This is a genomic window from Burkholderia sp. BCC1977, from assembly GCF_905339595.1.
Taxonomy (GTDB): Bacteria; Pseudomonadota; Gammaproteobacteria; order Burkholderiales; family Burkholderiaceae; genus Burkholderia.
Map to the genome: position 1 here is coordinate 47,870 of NZ_CAJPGQ010000015.1, position 17,204 is coordinate 65,073.

Here is a 17,204-nt window from a genome sequence, read left to right on the forward strand (position 1 = left end):
CAAATTCGTCTTTGCTATTCCGCGTCGTGCGCGGAGCGCCGACAGGAGTCATTCAACCCCAGATGCCCTTCGTATCGACGAGTCGCTGCGATTCGCGCAGGGTCGGTTTCATCGCCTTGAATTGCGCGTGGTCGACCAGCATGACCAGGACGTCCGCGCGCGCCAACGCACCGTCAAGATCCATCAATCGCGCGCCGCCGAACTCCAGCTTCTGCGGAATCGCATCGATATGCGGCTCTACGACGAAGACTTGTTCCGGATACGCGTCGGAGAGCTTGTGCGCGATATCGATCGACGGGCTTTCTCGCAAATCATCGATATTCGGCTTGAACGCGAGGCCGAAGCACGCAATTCGAATGTCGCGTTGTGCCTTTCCGGCTTCGCACAGCGAGTCGACCGCCGTGCGCACCTTGTCGATCACCCAGTGGGGTTTCGAATCGTTCACTTCGCGAGCCTGTCGAATCAACTTCGCCTGGTCCGGCGTGTTGTTGACGATGAACCATGGGTCGACCGCGATGCAGTGACCACCAACGCCCGGCCCGGGCTGGAGGATATTGACGCGCGGATGGTGATTCGCGATGCCGATCAATTCCCAAACGTTGATGTTGAGCTTGTCGCAAATCAGTGAAAGCTCATTGGCAAACGCGATGTTGACGTCGCGAAATGCGTTCTCGGTCAGCTTCGACATCTCCGCCGTACGAGCGTCCGTAACAAGCAATTGACCACTGACGAACGTACGGTAAACCTCTTGTGCACGAACGGCGGACTGCGGATTCACGCCACCGATCACACGGTCGTTTTCAATCAGTTCGCGAATGACCTGCCCGGGGAGGACCCGCTCCGGACAATAAGCGACGTAGACGTCGCACTCGGCCCCGTCCTTCACCGGAAATACGAGGTCGGGCCGAGCCCGCGCCAACCATTCCACCATCTGCTCGGTCGCACCTACGGGCGAGGTTGACTCGAGAATAACGACGTCCCCCTTCTTGAGAACCGGTGCGATCGATTCGCTGGCTGCCTTGACATATGACAGATCCGGCTCGTAGTCGCCGTGAAACGGCGTGGGCACCGCGATCATGAAGGCGTCAGCAGCTTCGGGCCGGGTCGTCGCGCGCAGCCACCCCTCCTTCACGGCCGCATGCACAACGATGTCCAGCTCCGGCTCGACGATATGAATCTCACCCCGATTGATCGTATCGACGGCGTGCTGGTCGATGTCGACACCGACAACCTTGATCTTGCGCGACGCGAGCACCGCGGCAGTCGGAAGGCCGATGTACCCAAGCCCGATGACAGAGATGGATTGAATGGAATTTTTCACGGAACGTCCTTGAAGGTATGGAGGCGCGGTGCCTCTTCGGCACGCCGCGCGAATCAGAGCTGATCGGTCACAGTCACTGCACGGGGCATTAGCCGGCGAACGCCCGGGCCACATCCCGGGTCGACGAGAACGACTGTGGATCATTGCGATCGCTCTCACCGACAAGATGGCGAACGATGCGCTCGCATGCACGGCCATCGCCATACGGATTGTGCGCACGCGCCATTTCCCCATAGCGCTCCGCGTCGTCGAGCAGTTCCCGACACGCCGCGACGATCCGCCCACTGTCAGAGCCAACCAATCGAACCGTGCCGGCCGCAACGGCTTCGGGACGCTCCGTCGTGTCACGCATGACCAGCACGGGCTTGCCGAGTGACGGCGCCTCTTCCTGAATCCCGCCGGAGTCGGTCAGGATCAGTGTCGAACGCGACATCAGATAGACGAAAGGCAAGTAGTCCTGCGGACTCAGCAGATGGACGTTAGGCAGGCCCGACAGTATTTCCTCGGCCGGCAGCTTGACCTGTGGATTCAGGTGCACCGGATAGACGAAATCGACGTCCGTATAGTGTGCGGCGAGCTCGCGGATCGCCTGACAGATATTCCGGATCCCTTCTCCGAAGTTCTCTCTGCGATGAGCCGTAACGAGCACCATACGACGCCCGTCTTCAAGCGTCGGAAATGCATCGCGCATCTGCCGCCGGAGTACCTGATCGTGCTCGAGCCTGCGCGTCACTTGCAGCAGCGCGTCAATAACGGTATTGCCCGTCACGACGATGTCCTGGTCGCGAACACGTTCGGCGATAAGGTTCTCGCGCGACGCCTCGGTCGGCGCGAAATGAATGTCGGCAAGCTGACCTGTCAGCTTGCGATTACCCTCTTCGGGCCACGGCGAGTACATGTCGCCGCTACGCAGCCCGGCTTCGACGTGACCCACCTTGATCTTCAGATAGAACGCCGCCAACGCGCTCGCGAACGTGGTCGTCGTATCACCATGCACGAGCATGTAGTCCGGCCGATACGATGAAAGAACGGGCGTGATCTCGTTCACGATGTCGCACGTGATCGACTGGAGCGTTTGCCCCGCCTTCATCAGATTCAGATCGTAATCCGGCTTTATCTCGAAAAGTTCGAGCACCTGATCCAGCATCTGCCGATGTTGTGCGGTGACGCATACGCGACAGTCCACACCCGGCTTCCCCCTAAGCGCGTGTACCAGCGGCGCCATCTTGATCGCCTCCGGCCGCGTGCCAAACACGGTCAGAATTTTCATGATAATTATCGTTGCTATTATTTTACGAGCCCCCGAAGGAGCAAACTGCCGGTGCGCTCGTGCCAACGAGCGCCCGCGGCCCTCTCGGTGTCACATGACGCACTCTCTACGCGTTATGTGACGTGCTGCAACCATCACCAGAAGATCAGCTTCGCGGCCACTGCCATCTGATACAGGATCTGCGTAATCCCGCGCGTGATCTCGATACTCTTCGACTTCACCTTCGGTAACACCATGAGTTCATCGCCGGCCTCGATCTTCGTACCGCTGTCGGCCAGCTCAGCCTTGCCGTTCTGATGAATCGCGATGATCTTGCTGTTGTCGGCCTTCTGCGTATAACCGCCGACGTGGGCAACATAGTCACTCGCCGTCATGCCCGATTGCCATTCAACCGCGTTCGGGAAGAGCACCTCTCCATGCACCATGACGACACTGGTTCTTTCGGGGATGTTGATGACGTCGCCGTCTTCGAGAATCACGTTCCCCATCGTCTGCTCGTTGAGTACGACCTGCCCCTTGAACTCGGTCTTGCTCGCGAGCGCAGCAAACTTCGTGATGTTCTCGGCTTCCTTCGAGCGCAGATTGGCCTCCTCGCTCGTAGCAGACGGCGCGGACAACGCCGCCTCCTGAAGCTTCTGCAGTTCGACACCCAGCATTTCCTTTTGCCGGTCCGCAACCGACTTGCGGAACAACTGGGCTTCGTCCACGCGTGATAGCGGATTGGTACGAATCCGGCCCAGCACCTGCGCCATCGTCGAACCATACGGGAGCACCAATGCGTGCTCTCCTGAATGGGCACCTTCGACACGCACCTGAATCGTGCCGGCGTAGCGATCCGAAGTGACCGTGAGCTGATCGCCGTCGTTGAGCCTGACGTTCGACGCGTTCGAAATCGCGTAATACTCGGTAGTCCGCTCGGTGCCCTGGCGACGCACGATGCTGACATGCGTTGCACCGGGTTTCGGACGCGCGACCGCAAGTGCCTGCTGAAGCGTAATGACCGGCGTGGCGAATTCGAAGTCGTATGCGTTGTAGACTTCGCCTCGCACCGTAAAAACATGTTCGCGCGGCCCGACGACGATCACATCGCCATCGGCCAGTTGCAACTGATCGATCTCGCCATTCAACAAGAAGTCGTACAAGTTGAAACGCTTGCGCACCACACTGCCGCGCTTGACCGTCACATCGACATAGCTGCCTCGGTCGACGTCGACGCCACCGGCCTTGTCGAGGTAGGACAGGATGCTTTCTGATGCAATGCCGCCATACATACCCGGCTGCTTGACATATCCGGTGACGAACACCTTCACCGGCTGCGCAACGTCAAGGCTGGCATAAACGTTCACGTTTGCCTTGTAGACCTTGCGCACTTCATTCAACACACGCCCGTTCAAATCAGCATTCCGAACACCGGCGACCGTGACTGGCCCGACATTCGGCACGAAGATGTTTCCTTGAGGATCGACGGTCAATTGGCCGTCGAATGCGAAAGCACCCCACATCCGGAGCGTAACGGTATCGCCAATGCTGACCTGATAGCCCGGATTGAATCCGGTCCCCCGGCTGTTATGGAATGTCCCGCCAAACAACTGCGAGCCGAACATGCTATTCGGCGCCTGCGGGGCGACACTGACGTCGACCGGACTCGGAGCCGCACCTCCGGGTCCGCCTTGCTGACGGGACACCTTGCCGCCTTGAAGCATCATCGCGCCGGCTGCTACGTCGCCGGGGTTATACCCGAAGCCTGTCGAAGCGGCACCGCGTTGCCCACCGTCGGCCGCGACCCTGGACGACGTTGAGCCACTATCGCTGTCGGTTCCCGAGAGCCCGAACAGCGTATCGCTGATCCCGGCCCAACCTGCGGTGCTCGCGGTGCCCAGCATCAGGGCAATCAATGCCTTTCGGCCTCTTGATAGATTGATCATCTCAATATTTGCGTGGTCGATGCCTGCTTGCATTCGCTTCCCCGTCACGGGCAACGACGCTGTCCCAGCCATTCAATTTCGTCCGAACTGCCACCCAACCCGAAACCCCGGCAGCAGTCGTATCCGTTTTACGTCCGGTGATCTTCGATAATTGCTTGCGCCAGTCTCACAACACCGAACAACAGCAACAGTCCAACAACAAGGGACATCATGATGTGAAGCCTGCGCGGGTATTCAGCCTCTTCCGGCAGGTTGGGCGTCACGATCACGGACAAGCTCTTTGCCTTGTGTCCCGATTCGATCCGAGCCTTTTCGAAAGTCGACAGCGATACCTTGTACAAGTCGGTCGCAAACTGGAGACGAGACTTGAGTTCCGCGTACTGCGCGGCCGTCCGGTTCATCTTGCCGTCGCCGGGCGCACTGAGCTTGGCTCTCTCGACGGCGATCTGCGCGACAAGCGCCGACAGCGCGTTACGCTTCGCCACGACCGGTGGCGCGTCATCGTTCATGTACGTCTGCAGGTTGCGCAATTCCGCTTCGAGCTCCGCCTGCTTCGATTGCATTTCGACCACCATGCGCCCGCCTGCTTCGGCGCTCGCCGTCGGGTCCAGCATGCCGGTCTTGTTTTCGAATGCGATCACCGAATCACGGGCAGCCTTGACTTCGTCATACGAACGGTCGATTTCCTCACGGGCGAAAAGCATGTCGTTGCGCGAAATGCGATGCGACAACTCGTTCAGGAAGGTTTCGCTTTCGCTCAGCAACGTTCGATTGAACGTCTGCGCGAAGGCCGGCGACATACCTTGCACCCGAATCGTCAACAGCCCCGTCTTGTCGTCTACATCCACGCTGACACGCCGAAGGTAGTACTTCAGCGTTTCCTCCCGCGTTGCGTGCGGCGAAAGTCGGTTGAGCAAGTCGAATCCAACATGGCCGAATGCCTCCTTCAGCTTCAGCCGCGCATCCACTTTCGCCAGCATGTCCGGCGATTCGATGTACTGCTTGAGCACCACCGCGTCGTCTCGCGCCGACGCATCGCCCCCTCCTCCAAGCAGCGCCTGAATATTCAGCCCCGTCCCAACAGAACGGCCGGAGTCCTTGACCAGCACCTGCGATTCACTGACGTAGCGATCCCGGGAAACCAGCCCGAGATACAACCCGCAAACAACAAGCGGTACCGCGATAAGCGATACCTGCAGCCGATGCCCACGCAGCTTCCCCAACCAATCAGACATTGTTCTCTTGCTTGTAAACTTCGATTGCCTCATTCACGTCGGGGTAGTACGTGACTTTCCCGTTGCCGATCAGCAATCCGACATCGCAGACCCGACTTACCTCGTCGAGGCCGTGCGACACAAAAATGAACTGGCTGACGGCACGCCTTGCCATCATCAGCGCCTCGCTTTTTTTTCTAAAGACGGCGTCGCCGACCGCCGTCACCTCGTCAATCACGTAGTAGTCGAAGTCGAACGCCATCGACAGCCCAAAACCCAGTCGGGCGCGCATGCCCGTCGAGTAACTGCGGATCGGCATGTCGAAGAACTTGCCGAGTTCGCAGAAGTCCGCGACAAACTGCACCTTCTCCGCCAGTTCGGCCTTGCTCGCGTACAGGCGCGCGACGAACTTGACGTTCTCGCGTCCCGTCATGCTGCTTTGAAATCCGTTCGCAAGACCAACCGGCCACGAAATGCGCCGGTTCGTCACGACCCGACCACGATCGGGTCGATCAATACCGCCAATGATGCTGAGCAACGTGCTCTTGCCAGCACCATTACGCCCGATAAGGCCAATACTCTTCCCTGACGGCACCTCGACATTGACGTCCTTGAATACGTAATGTCGACCCGACGGCGTCTTATACGATTTTGTGAGATTCTCGAGTCGAATCATGATCGCAGCAGGGATGGTTCACGTGCCTTGTACAGGGCCATGCCGGCGAACAGAACGACAAGCGCGCAGAACGCCGGGTATGCAAGTCCAACGCTTTCGACCGCGTATGCCGGCACGATCGTATGCCGCAACAATTCGAGAATATGAACGAGAGGATTCCACAACACCCACCCGCGGTATTCCGCCGGGATTGTCGTCAGCGGATACATCACCGCACTGGTGAAATAAAGGGGACGCATGAACAACGGAATGACCTTCTCGCTAACCGGGAATTCGTGGCCGATAACCATGAAGATGATCCCGACACCCAGCCCGAGAAGAACAAGTACCGCCCAAATTCCAGCGAGTTCCGGAATATCACCCAATTGAACGGGTTGCCCACCAAGGCCCAGAATAACCAACAATACAACCAGGACAACTGCGCTGATAATGCATTCGAGGCCCGCACGCGCAATCAATGTATCCAATGGATGCACCGGACGGTAGCTCAGCAGCCCGAGATTCGCTTCCAGCGCGTTCAACGATCGCAGCGCGATGTTGATGAACATGAAATACGGTACCAAGCCGCAGATGAGAAATACGGGAAATGAAATACCGGGCATCGTATGTTTCGCGATCAGACCCAGGATCGCGAACAAGACGAGCATGTGAACGATAGGCTCGAGAAACACCCACAGATACCCGAGCCGATGCTTGCCGAACCGGGTCTTCAGTTCGCGCAAAAACAACGCATAAACGACTCTTCGCTGAATCGCAAATGCCTCGCCCAGCCTGGAATCCCCGTTTGGCGGTTCTGCCATACTCAACCCCGGTCATACTTTTATCGTTTGCGCCCCGTGCACGATGGACTTTTTGCCCCATGCCCCTCAATTTTTAAATCACCTCAATCTACCGAGGCGCCGCATTGTACCAGCTTACATGCAAGAAAACTTCCTTACCTTTAAACCTGTTAACGCTTCTACACATGCTTTCGATTCGCGCGACGCATCTACCGGTTCAGCAGTAAAAAATACCTTTCTTTAGTCGCACAATGCAGCCCCGGGAGTTATCGCCGAGATGCCTTGTAAAATCCGGTAATAATCAGACCAGATTCGGCTTTAAACTGCCACATTCCCCTCACCACGGAGCCCACATGCTCGATCTCGCCACCGCCCAGCAATTCCTGATGACCCGCGGCCTCGACTTCGGCCTCAACCTCCTCGCCGCGATCGCTCTGTGGTTCATCGGCCGCTGGGTGATCCGCATCGGCACCCGCCTGCTCGGCAAGGTCGTGCGCCGCAGCGGCAAGGTCGACCCGACGCTCACCGACTACCTGACCTCGGTGGTCGGCGTGCTGCTGACGATCCTGCTGATCCTCGCGATCCTGCAGATCTTCGGCGTGCAGACCACATCGTTCGCCGCGCTGCTCGCCGGCCTCGGCCTCGCGATCGGCACCGCCTGGGGCGGCCTGCTCGCGCACTTCGCCGCCGGCGTGTTCATGCAGGTGCTGCGCCCGTTCAAGATCGGCGACGTGATCAGCGCGGGCGGCGTCACGGGCACGGTGAAGGAACTCGGCCTGTTCGGCACGACGATCATCACCCCCGACAACATCGTGACGATCGTCGGCAACAACAAGATCTTCTCGGACAACATCGCGAACTACAGCGCGACGGCGCATCGCCGCGTCGACCTGAGCGCGAAGATCGCGAACGGCGTCGACGCGGTCGATGCGATCAACCGCCTGAAGACGCAGATCCAGCAGATCCCGAACGTGCTGACCAATCCGGCGCCGGACGTCGGCGTGCTGCAGTTCACGCCGGAAGGCCCGCTGCTGTTCGTGCGCCCGTCGACGCAACCGGAGCACTACTGGCAGGTGTACTGCGATACCAACCGCGTGATCCTCGAGACGTTCCGCGACGCGCAATACCCGACGCCCGAAACGCCGATCTTCCATCGCACGACCTGACGGAGCGGTGTCGCCCAGCGGTTCACGGGATTCTGACTGAAGCAGCCGGCGTCGAGCAGCCGGATCGGCCGATACCGCACATCGGCAATCGATCGGACCGGACGAACCGCACGGACGAAAAAAAAGCGTGGCAACCGCCACGCTTTTTTACTGCGCCGAAGCGAACCCGCGCCGGCTCAGTGGCCTCGCGTGTTCTGCGTACCGCCCGAATGCCGCCCGCGCACCAGCTTCCACAGCGCGCCGAGCGCGACCGGCACGATCGCCGCGCCGATCCCCGCCAGCACGATCACGTTCAGGTACTGGCGGATGAACGGGATATTGCCGAAGAAGTAGCCGAGCAGCACCAGCAGCAGCACCCACACCAGCGCGCCGATCACGTTGAACAGCTGGAAGCGCGCGACGCTCATCGACGACGCGCCGGCGACGAACGGCGCGAACGTGCGCACGACCGGGATGAAGCGCGCGAGCACGATCGTCTTGCCGCCGTGCTTGTCATAGAACGAGTGGGTCTTCTGCAGCGCCGCGCGATCGAGGAAGCGCTCGAGCACCGGGATATGGGTATTGAACACCTTCGGCCCGACCCAGCGGCCGATCATGTAGTTCACGGTATTGCCGGTAATCGCCGCGACCAGCAGCAGCGCGATCAGCACACCGACGTTCATGTCGCCCGTCGCCGCGAACGCGCCGCCGATGAACAGCAGCGAATCGCCCGGCAGGAACGGCAGCACGACGAGCCCCGTCTCGCAGAACACGATCAGGAACAGCACCAGATACACCCACGCGCCGTACTGCCGGATGAAGTCGCCGAGGAACGCGTCGATATGCAGGACCAGGTTGACGAAATGAAGCAGCGTATCCAAATGCGATTCCTCGAAGGCGAAAGGGCCGGAACGGCCGAAAAGCGGAAGTGCCCGCCGGACAAGGCGGCGCGCGGAACGGAGTCATCATACCGAAACTACCTTAAGGCTCCGTGAAAAAACGTAACCGGCCGCGGCCCCGGCATGCCCCCGCCGCCTCGCTATAATTCGGCCATGTCCGAAATCACCGAAACGGCCGCGGGCGCCGCGCCCGCCCCCGCTCCGCGCCCGCTGCGCGCGATCCAGCCCCTGCCCGACCAGCTGATCAGCCAGATCGCCGCCGGCGAGGTCGTCGAACGCCCGGCGTCGGTCGTCAAGGAGCTGCTCGAGAACGCGATGGACGCGGGCGCGACGACGCTGCGCATCGTGCTCGAGGAAGGCGGCGTCAAGCGCATCTCGATCACCGACGACGGCTGCGGGATTCCGCCCGACGAACTGCCGCTCGCGCTGATGCGCCACGCGACGAGCAAGATCCGCTCGCTCGAGGAGCTCGAGGCGGTCGCGACGCTGGGTTTTCGCGGCGAAGCGCTCGCGTCGATCGCGTCGGTCGCCGAGATGTCGATCACGAGCCGCACGGCCGACGTCGCGCACGCGACGAAGATCGACGCAACCACAGGTGCGCTGTCGCCGGCCGCCGGCGCGGTCGGCACGACGATCGAGGTGCGCGAGCTGTACTTCAACACGCCCGCGCGCCGCAAGTTCCTGAAAAGCGAGCAGACCGAGTTCGGCCACTGCCTCGAAATGATCCGCCGCGCGGCGCTCGCGCGGCCGGAGGTCGCGATCTCGGTGCTGCACAACGGCAAGGCCGTCGAGCACTGGAACGCGACCGAACCCGCGCAGCGCGTCGCGAAGATCCTCGGCGACGGCTTCGCCACCGCGCACCTGCCGCTCGACGAGCAGGCCGGGCCGCTCGCCGTCTACGGCTGCGCGGGCCTGCCGACCGCGAGCCGCGGCCGCGCCGACCAGCAATACTTCTTCGTCAACGGCCGCTTCGTGCGCGACAAGCTGCTCACGCACGCGGTGCGCGCGGCGTACGAGGACGTGCTCCACGGCGACCGCTACCCGTCGTACGTGCTGTTCCTCGACCTGCCGCCCGAAGCGGTCGACGTGAACGTGCACCCGTCGAAGATCGAGGTGCGATTCCGCGATTCGCGCTCGATCCACCAGTACGTCTTCCACGCGGTGCAGCGCGCACTCGCGCGCCATGCCGGCGCGTCGCCGGAAACCACCGCGGGCGGCCATGCCGCGCAACTGTCACCGGCGCCGAGCGGCCCCGCGTCGTTCCTGAATACGCCGCTCGGCCAGGGCGCGGCCTCCGGCACGGGCGGCAGCGGCTTCTCGGCGCCGTCCTCCTCCTCGTCGTCGGGCAACACGTGGATGCGCCAGGCACGCATGACGCAGGGCACGCTGCCGGTCGCGCAACCGCTCGCGCTCTACGACGCGCTGTTCGGCCGCAAGGAAACCGGTGCGGGCACGCCGGACGGCACGACGCTCGCCGCGCGCGATGCGGCGGATTCGGCTGACGCGCCGCTGGCCTCACTGCCGGGCTTCGTCGCGTCGCCGCTCGCCGCCACCGCGCACGACGAGCAGCCGCTCGGCTTCGCGCTCGGCCAGATCCACGGGATCTACGTGCTCGCGCAGAACGCGCACGGCCTCGTGATCGTCGACATGCACGCGGCGCACGAACGGATCCTGTACGAACAGTTCAAGAACGCGCTCGCCGACCGCACGGTCGCCGTGCAGTCGCTGCTGCTGCCGATCTCGATGACGGCGACGCCGGTCGAGATCGGCACGGTCGAGGAAGAACGCGACACGCTCGAATCGCTCGGCTTCGATCTCGCGGTGCTGTCGCCGACGACGCTCGCGATCCGCGCGGTGCCCGCGCTACTGAAGGACGCGGACCTGCAGTCGCTCGCGCGCGCGGTGCTGGCCGACCTGCACGCGTTCGGCGGTTCGCGCGTGCTCACCGAGCGCCAGCACGAGCTGCTCGGCACGCTCGCGTGCCACCACGCGGTGCGCGCGAACCGGCGCCTGACGCTCGACGAGATGAACGCGCTGCTGCGCCAGATGGAAGCGACCGAACGCGCGGACCAGTGCAACCACGGCCGGCCGACGTGGTATCAGCTCACGCTGAACGATCTCGACCGTCTCTTCATGCGCGGGCAATGAGCGCTTCACCGCAGTCCGCTCCGACCACGATCGCCTGCCTGCTCGGCCCCACCGCATCGGGCAAGACGGCCGCCGCGCTGGCGCTCGCCGCGCGCCGTCCGATCGAGATCGTCAGCGTCGATTCGGCGCTCGTCTACCGCGACATGGATATCGGCACCGCGAAACCGACGCGCGACGAACGCGCGAGCGTGCCGCACCACCTGATCGACATCATCGACCCGGCCGACGCGTATTCGGCGGCCGAATTCCGCGCGGACGCGCTGCGCCTGATAGGCGAGATCGCCGCGCGCGGCCGCACGCCGCTGCTCGCGGGCGGCACGATGCTGTACTACAAGGCGCTCACGCAGGGCCTCAACGACCTGCCGACCGCCGATCCGGCCGTGCGCGCGGCGCTCGACGCCGACGCCGCGCGCGACGGCTGGCCTGCGCTCCATGCGCGGCTCGCGCAGGTCGATCCCGCGACGGCCGCACGACTCGCACCGAACGATTCGCAGCGGATCCAGCGCGCGCTCGAAGTGTTCCTGCTGAGCGGGCAACCGATGTCGGTGCTGCTCGCCGCGCCGCGGCGCGCGGACGACGCGGCCGCGGCCTACCGCTTCGTGCCGGTCGCGCTCGAACCGTCGGACCGCGCGGTGCTGCACGCGCGCATCGCGCAACGCTTCGATGCGATGCTCGATGCAGGCTTCATCGACGAGGTCGAACGGCTGCGCCGCCGCGAGGAGCTGCATCTCGGCCTGCCGTCGATGCGCTGCGTCGGCTATCGGCAGGCATGGGAATTCCTCGACGGCGACACCGACTACCGGACCATGCGCGACAAGGGCATCTTCGCGACGCGCCAGCTGTGCAAACGGCAGATCACGTGGTTGCGCGCGATGCCCGAGCGGATCGTCGTCGACTGCGTCGCGCCGGATTCGACGGCACAGGCGCTCGACACGCTCGAACGCGTGCTCGACGGCCGCATCGACAATCAATAACGGGGCAGGATCGTCGCGCATCGATCCTGCTTGCGCGCGATGCCCATGCCCCGCTCAGTGCACGAGCGTCACGAGATTCGCGTCCCGCGCGAGTTGCCAGCGGCCATCCGACTTGCGGAAGATCGTCAGCGTATGACCGGAGCGGCGCACGGTGTCGCCGCCCGGCGGCGTCACGTCGATCTCGAGAAAATTGCGCATGTAGGCCCAGTCGCCCATCACGCGCAGTTCGTCGATCCGGTAACGGCCGTCGACTTTCGGCCCGTTGCCCGCCGCCGCGCTCGCGTCGCGCGACGCGGCCGCGAACGCCGCCTTGTCGAACGGCGGCTTGCCGGCCACCATGAAGATCGCGTCGTCGGCGATCAGGTCGAGCACGGTCGCCAGATCGCCGCGCCGGCTCGACACGAACCAGGTTTCCACCAGATCGCGAATCGCGCGTTCGTCTTCGGTCATCGTCGTTCCTCCTTCGGCGGTGCGCCGATACGCCGGGCCTCGCCAGAAAAAAAGCCGCCCGGATCGACTCCGGGCGGCTTTCCTTGCTGCATCCTGCGTGCGGTGCGTCAGACCACGACCGTCTGCGCCTCGCCTTCGCGGCTCGCACGCACGGTGCCGATCTTCCACACCTGTTCGCCGGCGGCCGTCAGGTCGGCGATCGCCGCGTCGGCATCGGCTGCCGAGACGATCACGGCCATGCCGATCCCGCAGTTGAACACGCGGTGCATTTCCGCGTCGGCGACGCCGCCGTGCTCCTGCAGCCACTTGAACAGCGGCGGCAGCGGCCATGCGTTCTGGTCGAGCTCGGCCGTGAGGCCTTCGCGCAGCACGCGCGGAATGTTCTCGACGAGGCCGCCGCCGGTGATGTGGGCCATGCCCTTCACCGACAGCTTCTGCATCAGCGCGAGCAGCGGCTTCACGTAGATGCGCGTGGGCGCCATCAGCGTGTCCGCCAGCGAGCGGCCGTGGAAATCGGCCGACAGGTCGGGGTTCGCGCGCTCGATGATCTTGCGCACGAGCGAGAAGCCATTCGAGTGGATGCCGCTCGAGGCGAGGCCGAGCACCACGTCGCCCTCGGCGATCGTGCTGCCGTCGATGATCTTGCTCTTTTCGACCGCGCCGACCGCGAAACCGGCCAGGTCGTATTCGCCGTCCGGGTACATGCCCGGCATTTCGGCCGTTTCACCGCCGATCAGCGCGCAACCCGACAGTTCGCAGCCGTGCGCGATACCCTTGACGACCGTGGCGGCCGTGTCGACGTCGAGCTTGCCGCACGCGAAGTAATCGAGGAAGAACAGCGGCTCGGCACCCTGGACCAGGATGTCGTTCACGCTCATCGCCACCAGATCCTGGCCGACTGTGTCGTGTTTGTTCAGATGAAAGGCCAGCTTGAGCTTGGTGCCCACGCCGTCGGTGCCCGACACGAGCACGGGCTCGTTGTACTTCTTCGGCACTTCGAACAGCGCGCCGAACCCGCCGATGCCGCCGAGCACGCCGTCGCGCAGGGTTTTCTTCGCAAAAGGCTTGATCTTGTCGATGAGCGCGTCGCCCGCGTCGATGTCGACGCCTGCGTCGCGGTAGGACAGACCCTGAGCGTCAGGAGCGGATTTCGGAGGATTCATGGGGGAATGCGAGAAGGTCGGTAAAATGCGATTTTACCCGAAGCCGGCCCGTTGGCCGGAATTCCCAGCACCGAATCGTCAGGGATTGCATCTTGGTCGACACGTCCCCGTTTTCATCGCCCCGCGAACCGCGCCGGAAACCGCGCGCCGCTGTGCGTGCGGCCGCGTGTGCAGGCACCGGAGCAGTCCCGCGCGCGTGCCCGGCGTTCGGCACGCGTTTCATCAACCGACCCGCATTGTGACTGTTGTGTCCCGTCAACTGACGCTCGATCTCGGCACGCCGCCGCCCGCCACGTTCGACAACTTCATCATGAATGAGGAGAACGACGAGCTCATCTCGCGGCTCCAGAAGCTCGACCTCGCACTCGCGGCGGGGCCCGTGCCGGACCGGTCGTTCTACATCTGGGGCGAGCCCGGCAGCGGCCGCACCCACCTGCTGCAGGCGCTCGTGAGCGACGCGTCGTACGGCTACGCGCGCTACCTGACGCCGCAGAGCCCGCTCGGCGCGTTCACGTTCGACCCGCGCATCGGCATCTACGCGATCGACGACTGCGACCGGATGAGCGACACGCAGCAGGTCGCGCTGTTCAACCTGTTCAACGAGGTCCGCGCGCACCCGTCGAGCGCGTTCGTCGCGGCGGGCCCCGCGGCGCCGCTCGCGCTCGACGTGCGCGAGGATCTGCGCACGCGCCTCGGCTGGGGGCTCGTGTTCCATCTGTCGCCGCCGTCCGACGCCGGCAAGATCGCCGTGCTGAAGCTCGCGGCGAAGGAGCGCGGGATCGCGCTCACCGACGACATCGCCGCTTACCTCCTGACCCATTTCCGCCGCGACATGCCGAGCCTGATGGCGCTGCTCGACGCGCTCGACCGTTTCTCGCTCGAGCAGAAACGCGCCGTCACGCTGCCGCTGCTGCGCCGGATGCTGGCCCGCCCCGGCGACGACATCGCACCGCCGGGCACAGGCCCGAACCGCTTCGAGTAAAATGCCCTTCCATGACTAATCTGGCACTCTTTGACCTCGATCACACGCTGATCCCGACCGATAGCGACCACGAATGGGGCCGCTTCATGGTGAAGCTCGGCATCGTCGACGCGGAAAGCTTCTCGCGTCAGAACGATCAGTTCTTCGCCGACTACAAGGCCGGCAAGCTCGACATCCATGCGTACCTGTGCGCGATGCTCACGCCGCTCGCGAAGTATTCGCGCGCGCAGCTCGCCGAATGGCACGAGCAGTACATGCACGAGGTGATCCGCCCCGCGATGACGCCCGCCGCGCTCGAACTCGTGCGCAAGCACCTCGACGCCGGCGACCTCTGCTGCGTCGTGACCGCGACCAACGAGTTCATCACGCGTCCGATCGCGACCGCGTTCGGCGTCGATACGCTGATCGCGTGCGAGGTCGAAACGACCGACGGGCACCCCGATTCGCCGTACACCGGCCGGCCCACCGGCACGCCGAGCTATCGCGAAGGCAAGATCGTACGCACCGAAGCGTGGCTCGCGTCGCTCGGCAAGCACTGGGACGACTTCGAACACAGTTACTTCTACAGCGACTCGCACAACGACATCCCGTTGCTCGAGAAAGTCACCGACCCGATCGCGACCAACCCCGACGACACGCTGCGTGCGCATGCAAGCGACCGCGGCTGGCGCATCCTAGATCTCTTCTGAACGTCGTGATCAAAAAATTCATTCGCAAGCTGCTCGGCCAGGACGGCGCCGAACAAACGTCGCCCGCCGAGGCGCCCGCCGCCGACACGGCCCCTGCCCCGCGCCCCGCAAAGGGTAGCCGCGGCGGCGCTGCCAGGAAGCCGCGCAGCAATCACGAGCCGACCGTCGTGCCGGCCAGCGTGCACCAGATCGACCCGTCGCTGATCTCGAGGAACGCCGTGCGCGTGACCGACACGCTGCAGCAGGCGGGCTTCCGCGCGTTCATCGTCGGCGGCGCCGTGCGCGACCTGCTGCTCGGCATCGCGCCGAAGGACTTCGATGTCGCGACCGACGCGACGCCGACCGAGGTGCAGCGCCTGTTCCGCCGTGCGCGCCTGATCGGCCGCCGCTTCCAGATCGTCCACGTGCAGTTCGGCCAGGAACTGATCGAGGTGTCGACGTTCCGCGCACTGGTCGACGCCCCGCCCGAAGCCGCCGCGGCCGAGCCGCCGAAGCGCCTGAAGCGCGACGAACTCGATCGCCGCACGCATGCGGTGGACGCCAGCGGCCGCGTGCTGCGCGACAACGTGTGGGGCGAACAGCACGAAGACGCCGCGCGCCGCGACTTCACGATCAACGCGATGTACTACGACCCGTCGACGCAGACGGTGCTCGACTATCACGACGGGATGGCCGACATGCGCGCCCGTCTGCTGCGGATGATCGGCGACCCGGCCACGCGCTTCCGCGAGGATCCGGTGCGGATGCTGCGCGTCGTGCGTTTCGCGGCGAAGCTCGGCTTCGAGATCGAGCCGCACACGCGCGAGCCGATCAACGCGCTCGCCGACCTGATCAACAACGTGCCGGCCGCGCGCCTGTTCGACGAAATGCTGAAGCTGCTGCTGTCGGGCCACGCGCTCGCATGCCTGAAGCAGCTGCGCAAGGAAGGCCTGCACCACGGGCTGCTGCCGCTCCTCGACGTCGTGCTCGAACAGCCGCAGGGCGAGAAGTTCATCACGCTCGCGCTGAACAACACCGACGCGCGCGTGCGCGCCGGCAAGCCGGTGTCGCCGGGCTTCCTGTTCGCGACGCTGCTGTGGCACGACATGCGCCAGCGCTTCGAGCAATACACGGCGGAGGGCGAAATCCCGGTGCCGGCGCTCCATCGCGCGATGGACGACGTGCTCGACATGCAGACCGAGAAACTCGCGATCCACAAGCGCTACTCGGCCGACATGCGCGAGATCTGGGGCCTGCAGCTGCGCCTCGAGAAACGCTCGGGCCGCAGCGCGATGAGGCTGCTGGAACACCAAAGGTTTAGAGCGGGGTATGATTTCCTCCTGTTACGCTGCGAATCCGGCGAGCTCGAAACGGAAGTCGGACAGTGGTGGACGGATTTCATCGAAGGCGACGCGGCCGCCCGTGAGGCACTCCTCACGCAGGGCGGCTCGAAGGAAAAATCGCCCCGCAAGCGGCGCCGCCGCGGCGGTGCGCGCAACCGCAAGCCGGGCGAAGGCGCCGCCGAGCAGGCGCCGGACACCGCGGGCGGTTCCGACGACTGACGCGCTCGCCGGCGAACGACGTAGGAAG

General features: G+C 63.8%; 15 protein-coding genes. 6 read left to right on the forward strand and 9 right to left on the reverse strand.

The genetic code is table 11. The features are described 5' to 3' along the window. Positions 1-52 precede the first annotated feature (52 nt). The 6 genes from wecC to U5771_RS14955 form a co-directional block, all read right to left on the reverse strand. Positions 53-1,321, reverse strand: a complete 1,269-nt coding sequence (gene wecC / locus U5771_RS14930; RefSeq protein ID WP_322024690.1) for a UDP-N-acetyl-D-mannosamine dehydrogenase — start codon at positions 1,319-1,321, stop codon at positions 53-55. An 88-nt stretch (positions 1,322-1,409) separates the two neighbouring features. Beyond that, on the reverse strand, positions 1,410-2,591 hold the full coding sequence (gene wecB / locus U5771_RS14935) for a non-hydrolyzing UDP-N-acetylglucosamine 2-epimerase (RefSeq protein WP_322024691.1): 1,182 nt from the start codon (positions 2,589-2,591) through the stop codon (positions 1,410-1,412). A gap of 134 nt (positions 2,592-2,725) precedes the next feature. Beyond that, entirely contained in the window at positions 2,726-4,549 is a 1,824-nt protein-coding gene (locus U5771_RS14940; RefSeq protein ID WP_322024692.1) for a polysaccharide biosynthesis/export family protein, read from the reverse strand. Positions 4,550-4,644: 95 nt separating this feature from the next. Further along, positions 4,645-5,751, reverse strand: a complete 1,107-nt coding sequence (locus U5771_RS14945) for a lipopolysaccharide biosynthesis protein (RefSeq protein WP_322024693.1) — start codon at positions 5,749-5,751, stop codon at positions 4,645-4,647. Then, a complete protein-coding gene (locus U5771_RS14950) occupies positions 5,744-6,406 on the reverse strand; it encodes an ABC transporter ATP-binding protein (protein ID WP_322024694.1) in 663 nt (220 codons plus the stop codon). Before U5771_RS14950 ends, U5771_RS14945 begins: the two co-directional genes overlap by 8 nt. Further along, positions 6,403-7,206 carry an ABC transporter permease gene (locus U5771_RS14955; protein ID WP_322024695.1) on the reverse strand — a complete coding sequence of 268 codons (804 nt, stop codon included), beginning with the start codon at positions 7,204-7,206 and terminating at the stop codon, positions 6,403-6,405. Before U5771_RS14955 ends, U5771_RS14950 begins: the two co-directional genes overlap by 4 nt. Before the next feature lie 332 nt (positions 7,207-7,538). Here U5771_RS14955 and U5771_RS14960 point away from each other — a divergent pair, with 332 nt between their 5' ends. After that, a complete protein-coding gene (locus tag U5771_RS14960) occupies positions 7,539-8,351 on the forward strand; it encodes a mechanosensitive ion channel family protein (protein WP_322024696.1) in 813 nt (270 codons plus the stop codon). A gap of 176 nt (positions 8,352-8,527) precedes the next feature. Here the strand turns inward: U5771_RS14960 and U5771_RS14965 are convergent, their stop codons facing one another. Further along, positions 8,528-9,211 carry a DedA family protein gene (locus U5771_RS14965; protein ID WP_322024697.1) on the reverse strand — a complete coding sequence of 228 codons (684 nt, stop codon included), beginning with the start codon at positions 9,209-9,211 and terminating at the stop codon, positions 8,528-8,530. Positions 9,212-9,382: 171 nt separating this feature from the next. Between U5771_RS14965 and mutL the strand changes: the two genes are divergently transcribed. Further along, positions 9,383-11,377, forward strand: a complete 1,995-nt coding sequence (gene mutL, locus U5771_RS14970; protein WP_322024698.1) for a DNA mismatch repair endonuclease MutL — start codon at positions 9,383-9,385, stop codon at positions 11,375-11,377. Beyond that, positions 11,374-12,351 (forward strand): tRNA (adenosine(37)-N6)-dimethylallyltransferase MiaA, encoded by a 978-nt coding sequence (miaA, locus tag U5771_RS14975; RefSeq protein WP_322024699.1) that lies wholly within the window; start codon positions 11,374-11,376, stop codon positions 12,349-12,351. The genes mutL and miaA overlap by 4 nt, the downstream gene beginning before the upstream one ends. Before the next feature lie 54 nt (positions 12,352-12,405). Here miaA and U5771_RS14980 read toward each other — a convergent pair whose 3' ends face one another. Both U5771_RS14980 and purM read right to left on the reverse strand, forming a co-directional pair. Beyond that, positions 12,406-12,801, reverse strand: a complete 396-nt coding sequence (locus tag U5771_RS14980) for an SgcJ/EcaC family oxidoreductase (protein ID WP_322024700.1) — start codon at positions 12,799-12,801, stop codon at positions 12,406-12,408. A 107-nt stretch (positions 12,802-12,908) separates the two neighbouring features. Further along, the gene (gene purM, locus U5771_RS14985; RefSeq protein WP_322024701.1) at positions 12,909-13,964 is read right to left on the reverse strand and encodes a phosphoribosylformylglycinamidine cyclo-ligase; all 1,056 of its coding nucleotides are present in this window, start codon (positions 13,962-13,964) and stop codon (positions 12,909-12,911) included. Positions 13,965-14,211: 247 nt separating this feature from the next. Between purM and hda the strand changes: the two genes are divergently transcribed. The 3 genes from hda to pcnB are packed head-to-tail and all read left to right on the forward strand — an operon-like array spanning position 14,212 to position 17,176. Then, on the forward strand, positions 14,212-14,946 hold the full coding sequence (hda, locus tag U5771_RS14990; protein WP_006760485.1) for a DnaA regulatory inactivator Hda: 735 nt from the start codon (positions 14,212-14,214) through the stop codon (positions 14,944-14,946). 11 nt (positions 14,947-14,957) lie between these two features. Beyond that, the gene (locus tag U5771_RS14995; RefSeq protein ID WP_044844056.1) at positions 14,958-15,635 is read left to right on the forward strand and encodes an HAD family hydrolase; all 678 of its coding nucleotides are present in this window, start codon (positions 14,958-14,960) and stop codon (positions 15,633-15,635) included. Between the two features lie 5 nt (positions 15,636-15,640). Continuing rightward, complete coding sequence (pcnB, locus tag U5771_RS15000) at positions 15,641-17,176, forward strand: polynucleotide adenylyltransferase PcnB (RefSeq protein WP_322024702.1); 1,536 nt, start codon at positions 15,641-15,643, stop codon at positions 17,174-17,176. Positions 17,177-17,204 lie beyond the last annotated feature (28 nt).

Excerpts from the sequence above, each read along its gene's own strand:
- U5771_RS14995 (WP_044844056.1), top strand. The coding sequence starts at position 14,958 with ATGACTAATCTGGCACTCTTTGACCTCGATCACACGCTGATCCCGACC.
- wecB (WP_322024691.1), bottom strand. The coding sequence starts at position 2,591 with ATGAAAATTCTGACCGTGTTTGGCACGCGGCCGGAGGCGATCAAGATG.
- miaA (WP_322024699.1), top strand. The coding sequence starts at position 11,374 with ATGAGCGCTTCACCGCAGTCCGCTCCGACCACGATCGCCTGCCTGCTC.
- purM (WP_322024701.1), bottom strand. The coding sequence starts at position 13,964 with ATGAATCCTCCGAAATCCGCTCCTGACGCTCAGGGTCTGTCCTACCGC.
- U5771_RS14980 (WP_322024700.1), bottom strand. The coding sequence starts at position 12,801 with ATGACCGAAGACGAACGCGCGATTCGCGATCTGGTGGAAACCTGGTTC.
- U5771_RS14945 (WP_322024693.1), bottom strand. The coding sequence starts at position 5,751 with ATGTCTGATTGGTTGGGGAAGCTGCGTGGGCATCGGCTGCAGGTATCG.
- mutL (WP_322024698.1), top strand. The coding sequence starts at position 9,383 with ATGTCCGAAATCACCGAAACGGCCGCGGGCGCCGCGCCCGCCCCCGCT.
- U5771_RS14960 (WP_322024696.1), top strand. The coding sequence starts at position 7,539 with ATGCTCGATCTCGCCACCGCCCAGCAATTCCTGATGACCCGCGGCCTC.
- U5771_RS14950 (WP_322024694.1), bottom strand. The coding sequence starts at position 6,406 with ATGATTCGACTCGAGAATCTCACAAAATCGTATAAGACGCCGTCGGGT.
- U5771_RS14955 (WP_322024695.1), bottom strand. The coding sequence starts at position 7,206 with ATGGCAGAACCGCCAAACGGGGATTCCAGGCTGGGCGAGGCATTTGCG.
- U5771_RS14940 (WP_322024692.1), bottom strand. The coding sequence starts at position 4,549 with ATGCAAGCAGGCATCGACCACGCAAATATTGAGATGATCAATCTATCA.